This window comes from Daejeonella sp. (assembly GCF_030684675.1).
Lineage (GTDB): Bacteria > Bacteroidota > Bacteroidia > Sphingobacteriales > Sphingobacteriaceae > Daejeonella.
In genome coordinates this window covers 33,047-49,222 of the sequence record NZ_JAUXXZ010000074.1, presented here as the reverse complement: position 1 = coordinate 49,222, position 16,176 = coordinate 33,047, and the positions used below count along the sequence as shown (strand labels likewise).

Genomic DNA, 16,176 nt, shown 5'->3' with positions numbered 1-16,176 from the left:
TCAATACTCAATACTCAATACTCAATACTCAATACTCAATACTCAATACTCAATACTCAATACTCAATACTCAATACTCAATACTCAATACTCAATACTCAATACTCAATACTCAATACTCAATACTCAATACTCACCCATGATCAAAAACCTCTGCTTTTCAATTTTACTAATGACTGCGATGTACAGCAAGTTATCAGCTCAGGATAAGCCCTCTGTTTATTTAAGTAATCATACATTTTCAAGTATAGATAATACGATCGGGACAGTCAGTTTGAAGGGACCTGAGTCTAAATCCAAACTTAAAGGCGAGAATGCCAAACGATTTACGCTAAAGGGGAATAAACTTTCAATCCGTAAAAAATACATTGAGACTGGCACAAAATGGTATGACCTAACAATTGAGGCACAATCGGTTTCGGGCCCTGTTCAGGAAACATTCAGATTAGTGAAAGACGATTTTCATAGAAACAGGGTCATTGCTCACCGAGGAGCCTGGAAAAATACAGGGGCATCCGAAAATTCAATCTCCGCATTGCAGCATGCAGTTCGTTTGGGTTGTCAGGGATCAGAGTTTGATGTGCATATGACATTAGATTCGGGTCTGATTGTTAACCATGATCCCTCTTTTAAAGGGAAAATTATTCATAATACGAGCTTTGCTGAATTGAAGCAGTTAAAGCTTTCGAATGGAGAAAATATGCCCGGTTTGGAAGAGTACCTTGCAGAAGGTATGAAACAAAATTCAACCAAACTCATACTCGAATTAAAGCCAACAATTAATAAGGAACGTGCCATTCAAAGTGCAGGTAAGGTTTATGAAATGGTCAGATCAATGAAGGCTGAGGCATGGATTGATTATATCAGCTTTGATTATAACATTTGTCTGGAGCTGATGCGCCTCGATCCACATGCAAGAGTGGCGTACCTGAATGGAGATAAAGCACCGGATTTGCTTGCCGCCGATAAATTATGGGGTCTCGATTATAACCAAAGTATTTTTCAAAAAAATCCGGAATGGATTGAACAAGCTAATGCTAAAGGATTAACAATCAATACCTGGACAGTAAATGACCCAAAACTGCTGCAATGGTTTCTGGATCAGAAAATCGATTTTATTACGACCAATGAGCCTGAGTTGCTGTTGAAGATGGTTGGGAAGTAGTATTGAGACTTACGAATTTACATAGGCGTCAAGCAAGATAAATTCGTCAGTCTCCATAGTTTACATGCGACTGACGAAATCGACTTTCCGCTCGCCAAGGTGATTTCGCAAGTCGAGTGATTTCGTAAGTCTTTTCCGTACTTTTACAGCTTGGCAAAGAAAATTCAAAAAGATCAGAGTTTACCTGAAAAGGTATCGGCACTATTCTCCCAGATGAAAAGTTCAATCAGCCTTCTCAGATTGAATGATCCACTTCGTATGGCTGCGGCAACAGCCTTCTTTACCACTTTTGCTCTGCCACCCATACTCATCATTTTTACACAATTTTTCAGGTTCTGGGTTGATCCGGGTGAACTAAGTTCAGAACTGATCAGCAGACTGGGCCATATTCTGGGCAGAAGCAGTGCGCGCCAGGTAGAGGGAGTTTTGGAGGCTGTTAGCGGTTTGAATCAAAGCTGGTATGTCACGGTGTTTGGCTTTATATTTTTGATGTTTGTTGCTACCACACTTTTTGATGTGATTAAGAATTCTCTGGAACAGATCTGGGATATTCGTAAACGGCCTAAGTCGGGCATTCTTTTTAGTATCCGGTATCGTATGCGTTCACTTATTATCATTTTTCTTGCCGGCTTTTTGTTTTTGGCCGCATTGTTTATGGAAGGATCACAGGTGATTTTGGGAAATTATCTTGGAGGAATCCTGGGCGTCGGCAAAAGATTTTTTTACTATCTTATCAATGACCTGATTTTTGTGATAGTTGTAAGTATTTGGTTTACAGTATTGTTCAGATTTCTTACGATTGGAAGACCCAGGTGGAATATTGCCTTTGGCGGAGCACTTTTTACCGCAATCCTTTTTAATCTTGGTAAATGGATTTTGGGTTATCTGCTAGTCCAAAGTAATATCGGGATCATCTACGGTGCATCCGGTTCAATGGTTCTTATCCTGCTCTTTGTATTTTACTCCTCTATTATCTTATACTACGGAGCATGTTTTGTCAAGATATTGAGTGATGCTCAGGGAAAACCCATCCGCACGGTAAAGGAGGCCTTTTCAGTTGAATTACTCGAGATAAAAGATAATTAATTAGAAATTACGAATTATCAATTACGAATTACCATGATTACTTCTGCCCATAAACCCGAAACTATTGACGAATATATTTCCCTTCATCCCCCAAAGGTTCAGGAGCTTTTGCAAAAGGTCAGGATGGTAATAAAGAAGGCAGCACCTGAGGCGATGGAGGCGATAAAATATCAGCTCCCAACATTTGTTCTGAATGGCAACCTGGTTCATTTTGGGGCATTTAAAAATCATATTGGATTTTATCCGGCACCATCTGGAATATCAGTCTTTAAACAGGAACTCTCGGTTTATGAAAGCGGAAAGGGCTCAATTCAGTTTCCAATGGACAAAGAAATCCCCTTTGATCTGATCAGCAGGATTGTACAATTCAGGCTGCAGGAAAATCTTGAGAAAGTAAAGACGAAGACAAAGAAGATCTCTACAAGCATTGATGGATTTCCCGATTCCCTCGGAGCACCTGCTAAAAGAGCATTGGAGAGTAATGGGATAAAAACTCTGAAACAGCTTTCTGAATATCGCGAAGCAGAAATTTTAAAATTTCACGGAATGGGTCCGTCTTCCCTACCCAAATTAAGGGAGGCGCTGTTGGCCGTAAACTTATCTTTCAAACCCTGATTTTAGCCATTTCAATGGTTCAGCATCGTATTTAGCCGTTTAAATTGTTGATACTCTTAATGATTTTGCTTTTACTACATAGCGTCCTCTAAGAAAAAAATTAACCGCTATAATCCCATTTTAATATTTCATTATTATCTTTCGCGGTTAAATAGAATTATAAAATGATTTTCACATTCAAATATTCATCAGCATTGTTTAAAACTCTGGGAATAATCCTCTGTATTGGTTTTTCAAAAATGCTTCACGGACAGTCAGTAATTCAGCCAGGTCTGAATGATCTGACATTCTTTAAAAAATCTTCCAAAACCTGGCAGATTGTAGGTAGTGTTCAGGCAGATCTGAATAAAGTAAATACGCTTTACTTTACAAAAGGAACCGGGGTTCTAATTAATCTCCCGGATCATCAGCAAAAAGGGGAAGATTTATACAGCCTTGCAGATTACGGAGATATAGATCTGGAGCTGGAGTATCTGATGGCTTCAGAATCAAATTCAGGCATTTACCTTCAGGGCAGGTATGAGATTCAATTGATTGATACCTGGGGTGCAACTGCAATCAGATCAGGTAGTAATGGAGGGATCTATGAGCGCTGGGATGAATCAAAACCCAATGGACAAAAAGGTTATATGGGTTATGCACCGAGACAAAATGCAAGTCGTGCACCAGGCATTTGGCAGAAACTAAAGATTTCTTTTCAGGCACCGCGTTTTGATTCAAATGGAAAAAAGACAGCCAATGCAGTGATGCTGAAGGTTGAGCTGAATGGAGTGCTCATTCATGATCATGTGGAATTATCAGGCCCAACACGCGGAGCAATCGGGGATGGCGAGACGGCATCCGGCCCATTGCGTATTCAGGGCGATCATGGTGCAGTAGCATTTCGCAATATTAAGGTCAGCAGATTTGATAATGGAAGACCGGCTGAGGCAGTCCAGGCAAATGGAAATTCTGTAGACCCGATCCTTATCGATCCTTCAGAGAATTATATTTTAAGAAGTTTTATGGACCTGCCGGGATCTCCCAGAGTGGTTCATGCCGTTTCTGTTGGAAGTCCTGAGAAAGTTCATTATACCTACGATATGGATAATGCGGCAATCATTCAGGTCTGGAGAGGCGGATTTCTGAATGCCACACCAATGTGGCATGATCGTGGCGACGGATCTTCAAGACCATTGGGTATGGTGCAGCGCTTCGGTAAACCCGCACAAACACTATCAAAACTTTCAAACGGGCAGTCTGCATGGATTAGCGATACCATTGGAACAGGATATCGTCCCAAGGGCTATGTGCTTGATGCAGATGGCAGGCCAACATTCAAGTACATTACTTATGGTATTACAGTGAATGATGGGGTTAAATTGCTCGAAAAGGGACAGGGAATCACCAGGCAGATTAGTCTTTCAGACAATCCTGCTGGTCTGTATTTCCGCCTGGCTGAAGCAGCAAATATTACTGAAGTATCAGAAGGCCTTTATCTGGTAGATGATCAGTCCTACTTCCTGCGTCTGGATGAAACTGCTGGGGCAAAAGCCCTGATCCGTGACCAAAATGGCCGAAAGGAATTAATCATTTCAGCAGTTAAGAGTTTAAGCTATTCAATTTTATTCTGATCCCGACATGAGACATCTAAAATATATATATCATTCAATTCTCTTCATTTCTATGCTTGGCTGCAGTATTTCAGCTCATGCACAGGAAACTCCTAAGGAGGAAGATTTCTTTAAAATTATGAAGGTTGCTACCCCAGAAGGGATTATTTTGGAGGTTGGCGGACTCGTTAGCCTGCCAAATGGTGATCTGGGTATTTCAACCCGCCGTGGAGATATTTTCATTGTTGAGAATCCGACAAGCAGCAGACCATATTTTAGAAAATTTGCTTCCGGTATGCATGAGGTTCTGGGCCTGGCTTATAAAGATGGTGCATTATATTGTGCCCAAAGGGGCGAACTGACTAAATTGCTGGATACCAATCTGGATGGCAAAGCTGATGTGTATGAAACCGTTTATTCCTGGCCGCTATCCGGTCATTATCATGAATATAGTTTCGGTCCGAAGATTGCTCCCGATGGTTCATTTTTTGTCACAGGCAACGTAGCATTTGGGAGTGAGGAATGGTGGAGAGGCGAAAGCCGGGTGCCATGGAGAGGCTGGGCAATGCGCATAACTGAAGATGGTAAAATGCAGCCATGGGCTACCGGAATGCGCTCACCTGCAGGACTTGGGTTTTTGAACATGGAACTCTTTTATACAGATAATCAGGGTGATTGGATGGGATCTGGTGCTTTATGGAAAATGGGAAAGGGTGATTTTATGGGACATCCGGCAGGTTTAGCCTGGACCGGCAGACCTGAATCACCGGTTAAGTTGACAGAAGCACAGTTCAATTCAAAGATTGATCCCCGTAAAACGAAGAATGACAAGGGCCGCTATATAAAGCCTGAAAATGTTGTCAATGAGAGTTTTAAGACTCTTTTCGATATGAAAAAGGAGTTTTCTGAACTGCGTTTACCTGCTGTATGGCTGCCTTACGGGATTCTGGGAATTTCAACTTCCGAGCCAATAACTATTCCTAAAGGGCATTTCGGACCTTTTGAAGGTCAGATTTTGGTTGGCGATCAGGGAATGAGCATGCTCTCTAGAGTGTTTATGGAAAAGGTGAACGGCGAATATCAGGGCGCATCATTTGTATTTAAAACCGGTTTCAGATCCGGGGTAATGCGGATGTCATGGGCAAGGGATGGTTCTTTGTTTATTGGTGAAACAAACCGGGGCTGGGGTTCCGCCGGCGAAGCAAATGAAGGTTTGGAAAGACTGGTATGGAATAATAAAATGCCCTTTGAAATGAAAGCGGTAAGGGCTATGCCTGATGGATTTGAGATCGAATTTACCCAGCCGGTTGATCCTGTTTCAGCCAAAGATCTGGCCTCCTACTCAGTAGAAAGTTATATCTATAAATATCATCCGGTTTATGGAAGTCCGCCGGTAAACACTCAAACCCTGAATATTAAAGGAGTGAAACTTTCTGCAGACGGATTGAAAGCAAGAATTGTGGTGGACAATCTTCGCAGGTTTTATATTCATACAATTAAGCTCGATGGAGTACGTGAAAAGGATAATTATTATTCACTTGTACATCCGACAGCTTACTATACCCTGAATAACATTCCGGAAGGGCTAAAATTGTCAATTTCTGAATTAAGTACAAAAAATTCAGCTTTAATCCCCGAAAGGACTCAACAAAGCAGCGTTGTTCCTCAAAAATCGGCGGTTTCTAATGCAACATCAGCTGCAAAGCTTGCACAAGGCGAAAAGGTGCCCACGTTTAATGATGTTAAGGCAATGATGGCTTCCTATACCTGTTTATCATGCCATAATCCCGATAGAAAACTGGTTGGACCTTCCTTTAAGGATATTGCTAAGCGTAAATACAATGCTGAAAAGATTCTTCAGCTTATTCATAATCCACAGCCAGAGAACTGGCCGGAGTACCCAACACCGATGCCTCCGATGCCACAGGTAAAAAAGGAGGATGGTTTGAAAATAGCAGCCTATATTAACTCACTGAGATAGAATTTAAATTAATTCGAAAAATTCATCTAGTCTTCATCTAGTCTTCCAATCTTTAAGTATTATTTAAAATCATGCTTAAAATTGGAAGACATGAAAACTTATATTTTATTTTTTATCGTATTTCTATTATCCTTTACTGCGTATTCGCAAACAGGTGGAGGTATGCGCAGAGGCGGGGGAAGAGGAACCGGAACTCAAACAATGGGTACTGAGGGTCAAAGAACAGGGCAAAGGCCTGCAGAAGGAGTAAAGGGTAAAAAGCGCAGGCAGGGAGGTGATTGTAATCCCGGAGGCAGGGGCACCGGAATCGATGCCGGTGGTACATCAGGAACGGGGGTTAGAACAAGAACAGGAATTGGTACAAGAACTGGTGCAGGAACGAAAATCAGCCAGCCAAATATCCGAACTAATACAGGAGTTCGGAGTTTTTAAGGCTTCCATCATATATATTGCCTTTATTTTGAGTGATTGTTTGCCTCTTTTTGAGGCAAACTTTCGTTATTTTTACACGGAATGAAATTAATAGCTGTTTATCTTACAATTTTCCTGTTTGCCACTTTTGGCATTCTACCGGCTAATCTATATGCTGTGGAGAAGGAAATTGATGGTAAACCAGTCAGAATATTATCTATAGAAGCCGTTCCCGTTATTTTTCAGGATTCGATTCCAATAAGAAGAGGAGGCGAAAAAAAAGAACAGGATCGTCCGGCTGCAGATACCAGGCAAGGTGGAAATAGATCGGGTGATAACGGACCCGGAGAAAACAGACCGGAGGATATCAGGCGAATAGAGGAGATAAATGCTGAAAATCAAAGGATTCGTCAGAAATCAGGGATCAAGCAAGTACCCCGTTCCATACCAAAATTAAAGCCCAAGGCAGTTACCGACCGTATACCAATAAGAAGACCACCGATGAGGATACCGAAGAAAGGATTTGGAGGTATTCATTATTAAAGGTTCTATTTATTTGATATGAAGAGTTGGATCATTTTATTGGTAGCTGCATTACTTTTTGCCGAAAATACGTTTGCCCAGCGTGATTCTACGCAAGAAGATGCTAAGCGGACTACCCTTACCCTTGCCGGCATTTATGGTAATAATGCCAATTATTACGGACAAACCGCAGAACAAAAATTGCCCTACGTTCTTACCAATGCATCTTTACGCTTAAAGAGTGGTTTTTATTTTTCAGCTGGCTCGTATAAATTAATCAATGCAGGTGGTTCGGCCATATCTGAGCTGGATCTTTCTGCCGGATTTGAAGCCGATATCTCAAAAAATTTCAATGCTGCGGTTGGATACAGCCGTTCCATATTTGCTCAAAACTCTCCTCTTTTGGGCGCTGCAAATGAAAATACATTGAGTGCTTCTTTGGCTTACGACCTGAATATTTTTAAAACAGGTTTGAATACCTATTATGCCTTTGGTACCCAGCGTGATTTATTCATGTCGTTCAGTGCTTCTAAAGCATTAAATCTCGGAAGTTTATTCAGTAAAAATGATTTTATTTCCTTTGAGCCGGGTGTAGAAGTGGTAGGAGGCACGCTTCATTACCTTGAGGAATATATTGTGAGGCGCGACAGACCGCTTAATCCGATGCCAATTGATCCCTATCCAACAAGCCGGGAGTTAAGCTATAGAATTACCCGGGATGCGAGCAGCTTCGATATGATTTCATACAATATGAATTTTTTGCTGGGCTATAACCGGAGTAATTATCTGATTGAGACCGGCTGGCAGATTTCAGCTTTAGGCAAGAATGTTTCGGAGTCGAAACAAAAAGCACGTTCATTTTTTAATTTAAGTCTCTACTACCAATTCTGATTTGAAAGTACTCCTGATCGAAGACGAAAAGACGCTGGCTTATGAAGTTGAAGCGTTCCTTAAAAAGGCATTTTATATCTGTGACCTTGCCCATACTGCACGCAAGGGCCTGGAGATGCTTGGAGTGAATCCCTATGACTTTGTTTTGCTGGATCTTGGACTACCCGATCTTGACGGACTAAAGGTTTTACAGGAAGCAAAAAAATTAAATCCTGATGCGGCATACATCATTCTTACAGCCAGGGGAAATATCGAAGACCGCATTGTTGGTCTGGATCTGGGTGCCGATGATTACCTCCCGAAACCATTTTCCCTTCTCGAATTACAATCCAGAATGCAGGCAATATCCCGGAGAAAGTTTAATGTCAACACCCATGAACTTGATCTGGGCGAATTTAAAATCGATCTTCAGAAGAGGATAGTCAGCCATTCAGGAAAGGAGATCGATCTGACCAGAAAGGAATTTGACCTGCTCAGCTACCTGCTCCTGCATAAAAACAGGGTACTTACCAGGATGCAGCTAAGTGAACATATCTGGGGCACCTTTGCAGATGATGATTACGATTCTAATTACATTGATGTCCATATCAAGAATATCCGCAAAAAACTGAGTGCTTTTGGACCGGTTGAATGGCTCGAAACGGTTAGGGGTGTAGGTTATAAAATCAGGAAGTAGTGAAATTAATCAGCAAGCTTACCCTATTTATTACGCTGTCGAAGCTTGCCATCGTATTGCTTTTCGTACTTACCCTACCCTATCTGATTGGAGGAATTGCCAGAACCTATACCGATTATTACCTCAGGCAGCAGCAAGAAAAGGTTCTTGATGTGGTATCTAAAAATGGGGTTGAGTCCTATCTGCAGGGCGAAGAAAGCTATGGTAGTTATACCATGCTGAAAGAAGAATATATATCGCTCGAACCCGTCGCCAAAGGTTTTAAAATGGATACAATTTATACTGATGAGCGGATCATTGAGCAGGATACCCTGAATTACAGGGTCTTAACCCATTCTTTTCCGGCTGACAGCGGCACTTACCTGATGGAAGTCGGCAAGACCATTGATACGATTGATCAGTATAACCGGCCCTTGCAGCGGATTGCAACTTATGTGCTTCTCGCACTGATTCTGATCACTCTGGTTGTAGATCTGTTTTATACCCGCTACCTTCTTCGCCCATTGGGTGAAATCATCAATACTAAAATCAGGAACAGGAAATTCCCATTTAATGAGAATTCAATCCCGGTTAAAACCTCAACCACTGATTTTCAATACCTGGATACTTCCCTGATCAGTCTGATGCAGCAGATTCATGAAGCTTTTGAGAAGGAAAGGGAATTTACGGCAAATGCATCGCACGAGCTAATGACTCCGATAGGCATACTTCAGAACAAAATTGAAAACCTGATGGTGGAGCAGGAAGTAACAGAACTGGTGCAGTTACGCTTGATCGGAATGCAAAGAACCCTGAACCGGCTCAAACGCATTGTACATTCACTGCTCCTGATCTCGAGAATTGAAAATGAACAGTTCAGCAAAAAGGAATCGGTAACTGTGGCCGAATTGTTTGATGATGTCCTGGATGAGATCAATCACAGACTTAGTGAAAAGGAGATCAGTCTGGAGACAAAACTTTCAGACCATCTCCTGCTCGTTAATATTAACCGCGATCTGTTATTCCAGTTGGTTTACAATCTGGTGAACAATGCGATCAGGTACAATAAGAGCAATGGAAGTATCCGCATCTGGGATCAGTTAAATCCCGATGGTTCTTATGGGATTAATATCACTGATACCGGTATCGGTATTTCCGAAGATGAACTTGGGACCATTTTCAACCGTTTCAAGAAAGCAAATCAGTCGGAGGAATCTGCCGGTTATGGCCTCGGACTATCGATTGTAAAAAGTATTGCTGATTATCATCAGATAAAAATTGGAATCATTTCTGAGATTTCTAAGGGAACGACCTTTACGATTGCTTTTCCGGAGGAACTGGTGGGTAGTGGAGAGTTGAGAATGGAGAGTTGAGAATTGCGAAAAGTAAACAAAATCTATATCTTTTTATTTCATTTGGAGTAGGATGTTATCCCAGCCTGCAGTAGGAGAAGGAACTTAGTAATAAGAACTGAAAATAGATTATTGAGCTTAGAAAGGGGACAATCAATTTTATAATTGAGGTCCTTGCATCCGCCAGGATGACAAATCAGTATTTATTGAGTCAGATTCCGGCCTCCGCGCCGTATTCCTTATTAAACCACCAATGCGTTGTCATGGCGGGCTTGACCCGCCACCTCCCCATGCCACCTCACCGGGCAAATCACAGCCCCTCCTGTGGAGGACGGCGTGGCATCTAAAATAAACTATAAACAGATTATCCTCTAGCGCTGTGCATTAGCGGTAGTGTCCCCCGCCGGCGGGGGAATTAAAGGGGGTGGTGTGTAAGATTATCAGTAATTATAAGAATATATTCCCTTTGCCAACCCAATAAGCCAAAGCCCCCCGATATGCGAAAATCCCTTTTTCACATTTTTACTGTAACCTATTCTTTTCCCTGCCGTCTTATTAACAAATACATTTAAACCAATACCAGCAATCAGATTTCCTGTTTTGTAGCAAGAATCATCGAAAAGATTCTCAGGAGTCTTTTGTGCGAAATTTTAAAAATAGAAATGAATAAACTATACTTTGCTTCTTTACTTACTGTACTTTTTTTCCTTTGCGCTGCAGGATCCGGCTTTGCCCAAAGCAAAATTTCGGGATCAAAAATTAGCGGAACTGTATTGGATGAAGAAAAAAAGCCCCTTGACTTTGCGACTATCAGCCTTTTGAAAAGCCTTGATTCTTCACTCGTACGTACAGCTGTAAGCGATCTGGAAGGAAAGTTTTTACTTTCTGATTTACCCACAGGAGACTATTTTCTGACCGCCAGCATGATAGGATTTAAGAAAATAAGTACTAAATCATTCAGTATCAATCAGGCTAATCCTGTTATGAATTTCCCTGAGATTATCGTAGCAAAGGATAGTAAAATGCTTGGAGAAGTAACTGTGAGAGCCATTAAGCCATTTGTAGAGTGGAAAATGGACAGGCTGGTTGTAAATGTTGAAAACAGCAGTGTATCAGCAGGTTCAACAGCACTGGAGGTACTTCAGAGGGCCCCGGGGGTTACCGTCGACCAGAATGATAACATAGCCATGCAGGGCAAACAGGGTGTTTTGGTTATGATTGATGGCAAGCAGACCTATATGAGTAATGCAGATGTAGCGAACCTGCTGAAAAGTATGCCCAGTTCACAGATCGAAACCATCGAACTCATCACCAACCCTTCAGCCAAATATGATGCAGCCGGAAATTCAGGGATTATCAATATTAAAACCAAAAAGAGCAATAATGTCGGTACAAACGGTACCCTTACAGCGGGTACTGGCTATGGGGATAATTATCGTTCAAATGCCGGACTTTCATTGAATCACAGAAACAAGGATATTAATCTTTTTGGAAACTATAATTTCTCAAGTGTTGATCGGGGTCAGGATATGAGCATCAACAGGGAGGTTTCAAATTCAAATGTGATGACCTATTTCGGGCAGCAGGTAAATTCATTAAGGAAGAGCGATAGCAATAATTTTAAAGCAGGGCTTGACTTTTTTCTGAATAAGAATAATACACTGGGATTTCTATTGAATGGTTACAGCAATTCAGGTTCAGATTTGAACAATAATATAACTGCTATTGGGCGATCATTCAGCCAGGCCGATTCGTCGGTGATTGCTATCAACAATGAAAAAAATAAGTACAGTAATATGGCTTATAATTTGAATTATAAATCTGTCCTGGATACTTCGGGAATGGAGCTTTCGGTTGACCTTGACTATTCACGTTTTAATGGCGATAACAGAACTCTTTATGATAACCGTTTTGTGAATTATAATGGACCTAATAAAGCCCCTTCTTTAATCAGGAACAGTACCCCCTCGCTGATCAATATTAAGGCACTTAAAGCAGATTATACCCTGCCTTTGAATAAGACCATGAAATTTGAAGCCGGCATAAAGAGCAGTATTGTTAAAACCGACAATGATTTCAGGTTTGAGGAACTGAAAAGCAGCAATTGGGAAAATGATAGCCGAAGAAGCAATCAGTTTGTATATGATGAAAATGTAAATGCTGCCTATACAAATCTGAACAAGCAGTTTAAGAAAACAAGTGTTCAGTTTGGATTGAGGGCAGAGCAAACAAATTCGAAGGGAAATTCCATCACTACTTCCAAACTGGTTGAACGTAGCTATCTGGATGTTTTTCCAAGCCTTTTTATCAATCAGACCTTATCAAAAAATCTTGATATGTCCTTCTCATACAGTCGCCGTATCGACCGCCCGAGCTATGATGCCCTAAACCCATTCATTTATTTTCTGGATCAGTACACCTATAACCAGGGAAATCCATTCCTGAATCCGCAGTACACCAATAATTATGAAGTATCTTACAACTATAAAAAGACCTATAATCTATCATTAAATTATAGCCTAACCAGGGATGTTATTACCGAGGTTTTGCTTCCTGATACTGCAAAAAAGGCATTATTCCAGACCAATGAGAATCTGGATAAACAGATCAATTATGGGTTAAACCTGAATGCCCCGCTCACTTTAAGCAAATGGTGGAGCAGCAGTAATAATGTGCTTGCATATTATCTGGGATTTCGTTCTTCCGACCTCCGAGGGCAGGATCTGAACAGCGGAAAAGTAGCATTTCAAGTTAACTCCCAGCATAAATTCAGTATCAGCAAGACCTTAAGTGCTGAGCTTATGGCTGATTACAGATCCCCGATTGAGTATGGGACTTTGAAAATAAGTTCACAATATGGTATTGATCTGGGTATCAGTAAAACTTTACTTAACAAGCGGGTAAACATAAAATTTGCGCTAAGCGATGTATTTGATACCCGCCGCCAAACAATAACCAGTGCTTATACCGGACTTAACTACAACCTGGAGCAGAAAAATGAAACCCGGGTTGGCCGTTTAAGTCTGAGCTATCGTTTCGGGAAGACTGAAATTAAACCCGAACGCCGCCGCTCAACCGGACTGGAAGATGAGCAAAGACGAATTAAGAATTAGTTTAATGTTGATTGGTTGAAATGGCCCCGGGAGCGGGGCCTTTCGTTTCATTAGAGGAGCTCTTTCAATACTACCCATACATTTTCGGCTAATATTTTATGGCCTTCAGGAATAGGATGGATGCCGTCGCTCTGATTCAGTGCAGGAACACCACCAACCTTATCGAGCAGGAATGGAACCAATGCCATATTGTTTTTCTTAGCCAGCTCCGGAAAGATCACCCTGAATTCAGAAGCATATTTGCTACCCATATTGGGTGGTACTTCCATGCCGGTCATTATCAGTTTCGCTTCAGGATATTTAGCTTTTACCTGGTCAATGATACTCTGCAGGTTCTTCCGGGTTTCAGTAAGCGGAATCCCTCTTAAACCATCATTTGCACCCAGTTCGAGCACGAACACATCGACTTTTTGTTTTAATAACCAATTGATTCGTTCTTTTCCGGCGGCAGTAGTTTCACCACTTAATCCGGCATTGATCACTTCATAAGGAAGATTTAAGGAATCAATTTTATTTCCGATAAGTGCCGGAAAGGCTTCATCAGGCTCAACCCCGAGTCCGGCAGTAAGACTATTTCCAAAAACAAGAATATTTTTCTTTTCAGTTACTTTTTGGACACTTAAACTATCAGCAGTTTCACTTTCGGCTTTTTTATTTTCACCGTTTCCACATGCGCTGAGAATGGCAAAGAGGAAAAGTATGCCGTACAATTTTATTTTGAACATATCATTTGAATAAGGGAATCCGAAAATACAGATTTAGGGTTTTGTTTCCTAAAAGGATTATTGACTTACGAATTTACTTAGGCGTTATACATTTAAATTCGTCAGTCACCATATCTAAAAGTGACTGACGAAATCGACTTTCCGCTCTGTCAGGTGATTTCGCAAGTCGGGTAGTTCAGACTTACGAATTTACTTAGGCGCTATACATTTAAATCCGTCACCCGATAACTATCTGGTCGCCGCGCTAAATGGATAGAATAATTATTGCATGATAATTTGTAAATTTGAGTTAATATGAGCGTATAAGTAAAGAACTTAAAAAAAGCTGCCAGGTAATATTAAAAGATAGTCTGAGGCAATCTCTTCATTAGAAAGATATTAACGAATTTGTATTATGGAAACTTAAGTATAACATTAGAAGAGTTTAAGGATAAGATAGCTATTAGCAAATGAGTTTGCCGGTTATTATTTCCGAAACCGGCGTTAAAACTTTTGAGGCAATTTGAGATCAAATATCATCTGTTTTTTATGATTTAAACCAGATAAGATCGAGATGCTCTTTTTTTGGGATAACAGACAGGAACCAATGAAATTTGAAATTAGATAAAATTTCCGCCCGCTCAGGTGATTTTGTAAGTAGGATCGTTGACTTACGAATTTACCTGGGCGTCATATATTTAAATTCGTCAGTCGCCACGCTGGATGTGACTGACGAAATCGACTTTCCGCTCTGTCAGGTGATTTTGCAAGTCGGGTAGTTCAGACTTACGAATTTACTTAGGCGTTATGCATTTAAATTCGTCAGTCACCATATCTTAATGCGACTGACGAAATCTACTTTCCGCTCTGTCAGGTGATTTCGTAAGTCGAATCGTAGACGAGCTAATACACAGCTTTCACCGTGAGGCCACTCCCGAACATTCCGAAAAATCGCGTTTTAAGGTAAAACCATTTGCTTTTTTCTAAACATTCTCGAACGGTCAAAATAGGTATCAAGAAGTTCGATATCGAATTCCTTAACCATCTGTTTGGCAGTCACGGCTTGATCCTCACTGGTAATCATTATCGACCCAACTTTTCCGGGATCATGAATGCTAACTGCATCCCCATATTTCGCCTTTAGCTTTTTAAGTTTATCCCAGTTATAATCCAGATGTGCTAATTCATAATCCAGGTTAATGGTGGCCAGCGTATAATTGAAGTAATTGGTACTGCTTGCGACGATCTCTCCGAGCGGATTAAGAACTTCCGATGGCAATTGTACAACTCCAATGGCACTTACAAAATAAGAGCGGCAGGAATAAGCCCATACGCTTTGCATCAATCCCCCGTGGTAAACCGAGGAAAAGAGGATGATATCAGGCTGTTGTTGTGCATATTTTAAACGCAATTCATCATAATTCAAATCAAAACAAATGGCCATTCCAACCGTACCGAAATCACATTGAAAAATCTGGGCCTGATCACCCGGAATAACTCCCTGTTCCATTTCAGGAATAGTTGGAAAGTTCTTGTGATAAGTCCCGGCTATTTTACCGGCCCTGTCCAGTAAAATCAGGGAATTGCGAAGGCCTTTATCAGCATTATGTAATGATCCAAACGCGATATAACAATTATTTTCCTTTGCTACCGAAGCAAAAAAATCTGAAAGCCTGTCTTTTCTTACATCGACATACAGTTTTTGCTCTGCAGTACTCAAACCTACCGGCACATCACAAATTTCGGGCAAGACAATCAAATCCAGTTTAGATTTAAGAACCTGATTGAGCTGGCCCTGCCAAAAACTAATCATTTGTTCCACTAAAACCTCTGGCGACTGATTTTTATTGATGGTAGGGGAAGCCCCAATTGTTGCTATTCTGACCTTATTTGTTGCCTGAGCCATTGGTATCAAAAATAAAAACAGCAGCAGGCTGGCGATGGTAAACTTTGAATGGTTTTTCATGAGATTGGTTTCATTGTAAAGTTAATTACTCCTTATATCCACATCCTTTTCTTCAGCTTTCATGAAGTTTCATCAGGATTTGTAAAAACAATATACAGCTTTAGGGGGAGAATTGGAATTGAA

The 16,176-nt window shown here is 41.0% G+C and carries 13 protein-coding genes; 11 read left to right on the top strand and 2 right to left on the bottom strand.

What is annotated here, in order from left to right; all coding sequences use genetic code 11:
* The 11 genes from Q8M41_RS15520 to Q8M41_RS15470 form a co-directional block, all read left to right on the top strand.
* Positions 1–1,165 (top strand): glycerophosphodiester phosphodiesterase (locus Q8M41_RS15520; RefSeq protein ID WP_370870523.1); only part of this gene is annotated, 1,165 nt, incomplete at its 5' end.
* A gap of 150 nt (positions 1,166–1,315) precedes the next feature.
* Positions 1,316–2,251, top strand: coding sequence for a YihY/virulence factor BrkB family protein (locus Q8M41_RS15515; protein WP_305366204.1), 936 nt, complete (start codon positions 1,316–1,318; stop codon positions 2,249–2,251).
* Positions 2,252–2,284: 33 nt separating this feature from the next.
* Positions 2,285–2,866: a DUF1801 domain-containing protein gene (locus tag Q8M41_RS15510; RefSeq protein WP_305366203.1), complete on the top strand. Its 582-nt coding sequence runs from the start codon at positions 2,285–2,287 to the stop codon at positions 2,864–2,866.
* A gap of 164 nt (positions 2,867–3,030) precedes the next feature.
* A complete protein-coding gene (locus Q8M41_RS15505) occupies positions 3,031–4,479 on the top strand; it encodes a DUF1080 domain-containing protein (RefSeq protein WP_305366202.1) in 1,449 nt (482 codons plus the stop codon).
* 7 nt (positions 4,480–4,486) lie between these two features.
* Positions 4,487–6,439 (top strand): c-type cytochrome, encoded by a 1,953-nt coding sequence (locus tag Q8M41_RS15500; protein ID WP_305366201.1) that lies wholly within the window; start codon positions 4,487–4,489, stop codon positions 6,437–6,439.
* A gap of 90 nt (positions 6,440–6,529) precedes the next feature.
* Positions 6,530–6,871, top strand: a complete 342-nt coding sequence (locus Q8M41_RS15495) for a hypothetical protein (protein WP_305366200.1) — start codon at positions 6,530–6,532, stop codon at positions 6,869–6,871.
* An 81-nt stretch (positions 6,872–6,952) separates the two neighbouring features.
* A complete protein-coding gene (locus tag Q8M41_RS15490; RefSeq protein WP_305366199.1) occupies positions 6,953–7,393 on the top strand; it encodes a hypothetical protein in 441 nt (146 codons plus the stop codon).
* A gap of 18 nt (positions 7,394–7,411) precedes the next feature.
* Complete coding sequence (locus Q8M41_RS15485) at positions 7,412–8,263, top strand: hypothetical protein (RefSeq protein WP_305366198.1); 852 nt, start codon at positions 7,412–7,414, stop codon at positions 8,261–8,263.
* A gap of 1 nt (position 8,264) precedes the next feature.
* A complete protein-coding gene (locus Q8M41_RS15480; protein WP_305366197.1) occupies positions 8,265–8,939 on the top strand; it encodes a response regulator transcription factor in 675 nt (224 codons plus the stop codon).
* A complete protein-coding gene (locus Q8M41_RS15475; RefSeq protein WP_305366196.1) occupies positions 8,939–10,291 on the top strand; it encodes a HAMP domain-containing sensor histidine kinase in 1,353 nt (450 codons plus the stop codon). The genes Q8M41_RS15480 and Q8M41_RS15475 overlap by 1 nt, the downstream gene beginning before the upstream one ends.
* A 641-nt stretch (positions 10,292–10,932) precedes the next feature.
* Positions 10,933–13,383, top strand: a complete 2,451-nt coding sequence (locus Q8M41_RS15470) for a TonB-dependent receptor domain-containing protein (protein WP_305366195.1) — start codon at positions 10,933–10,935, stop codon at positions 13,381–13,383.
* A 50-nt stretch (positions 13,384–13,433) separates the two neighbouring features.
* Here the strand turns inward: Q8M41_RS15470 and Q8M41_RS15465 are convergent, their stop codons facing one another.
* Positions 13,434–14,108 (bottom strand): arylesterase, encoded by a 675-nt coding sequence (locus Q8M41_RS15465; protein WP_305366194.1) that lies wholly within the window; start codon positions 14,106–14,108, stop codon positions 13,434–13,436.
* Between the two features lie 937 nt (positions 14,109–15,045).
* Complete coding sequence (locus tag Q8M41_RS15460) at positions 15,046–16,053, bottom strand: carbon-nitrogen hydrolase family protein (protein WP_305366193.1); 1,008 nt, start codon at positions 16,051–16,053, stop codon at positions 15,046–15,048.
* Positions 16,054–16,176: the final 123 nt, after the last annotated feature.

Bases quoted from the DNA above. Each gene is read 5' to 3' on its own strand.
- Q8M41_RS15510 (WP_305366203.1), top strand. From the start codon at position 2,285: ATGATTACTTCTGCCCATAAACCCGAAACTATTGACGAATATATTTCC.
- Q8M41_RS15505 (WP_305366202.1), top strand. From the start codon at position 3,031: ATGATTTTCACATTCAAATATTCATCAGCATTGTTTAAAACTCTGGGA.
- Q8M41_RS15500 (WP_305366201.1), top strand. From the start codon at position 4,487: ATGAGACATCTAAAATATATATATCATTCAATTCTCTTCATTTCTATG.
- Q8M41_RS15495 (WP_305366200.1), top strand. From the start codon at position 6,530: ATGAAAACTTATATTTTATTTTTTATCGTATTTCTATTATCCTTTACT.
- Q8M41_RS15490 (WP_305366199.1), top strand. From the start codon at position 6,953: ATGAAATTAATAGCTGTTTATCTTACAATTTTCCTGTTTGCCACTTTT.
- Q8M41_RS15485 (WP_305366198.1), top strand. From the start codon at position 7,412: ATGAAGAGTTGGATCATTTTATTGGTAGCTGCATTACTTTTTGCCGAA.
- Q8M41_RS15470 (WP_305366195.1), top strand. From the start codon at position 10,933: ATGAATAAACTATACTTTGCTTCTTTACTTACTGTACTTTTTTTCCTT.
- Q8M41_RS15465 (WP_305366194.1), bottom strand. From the start codon at position 14,108: ATGTTCAAAATAAAATTGTACGGCATACTTTTCCTCTTTGCCATTCTC.
- Q8M41_RS15460 (WP_305366193.1), bottom strand. From the start codon at position 16,053: ATGAAAAACCATTCAAAGTTTACCATCGCCAGCCTGCTGCTGTTTTTA.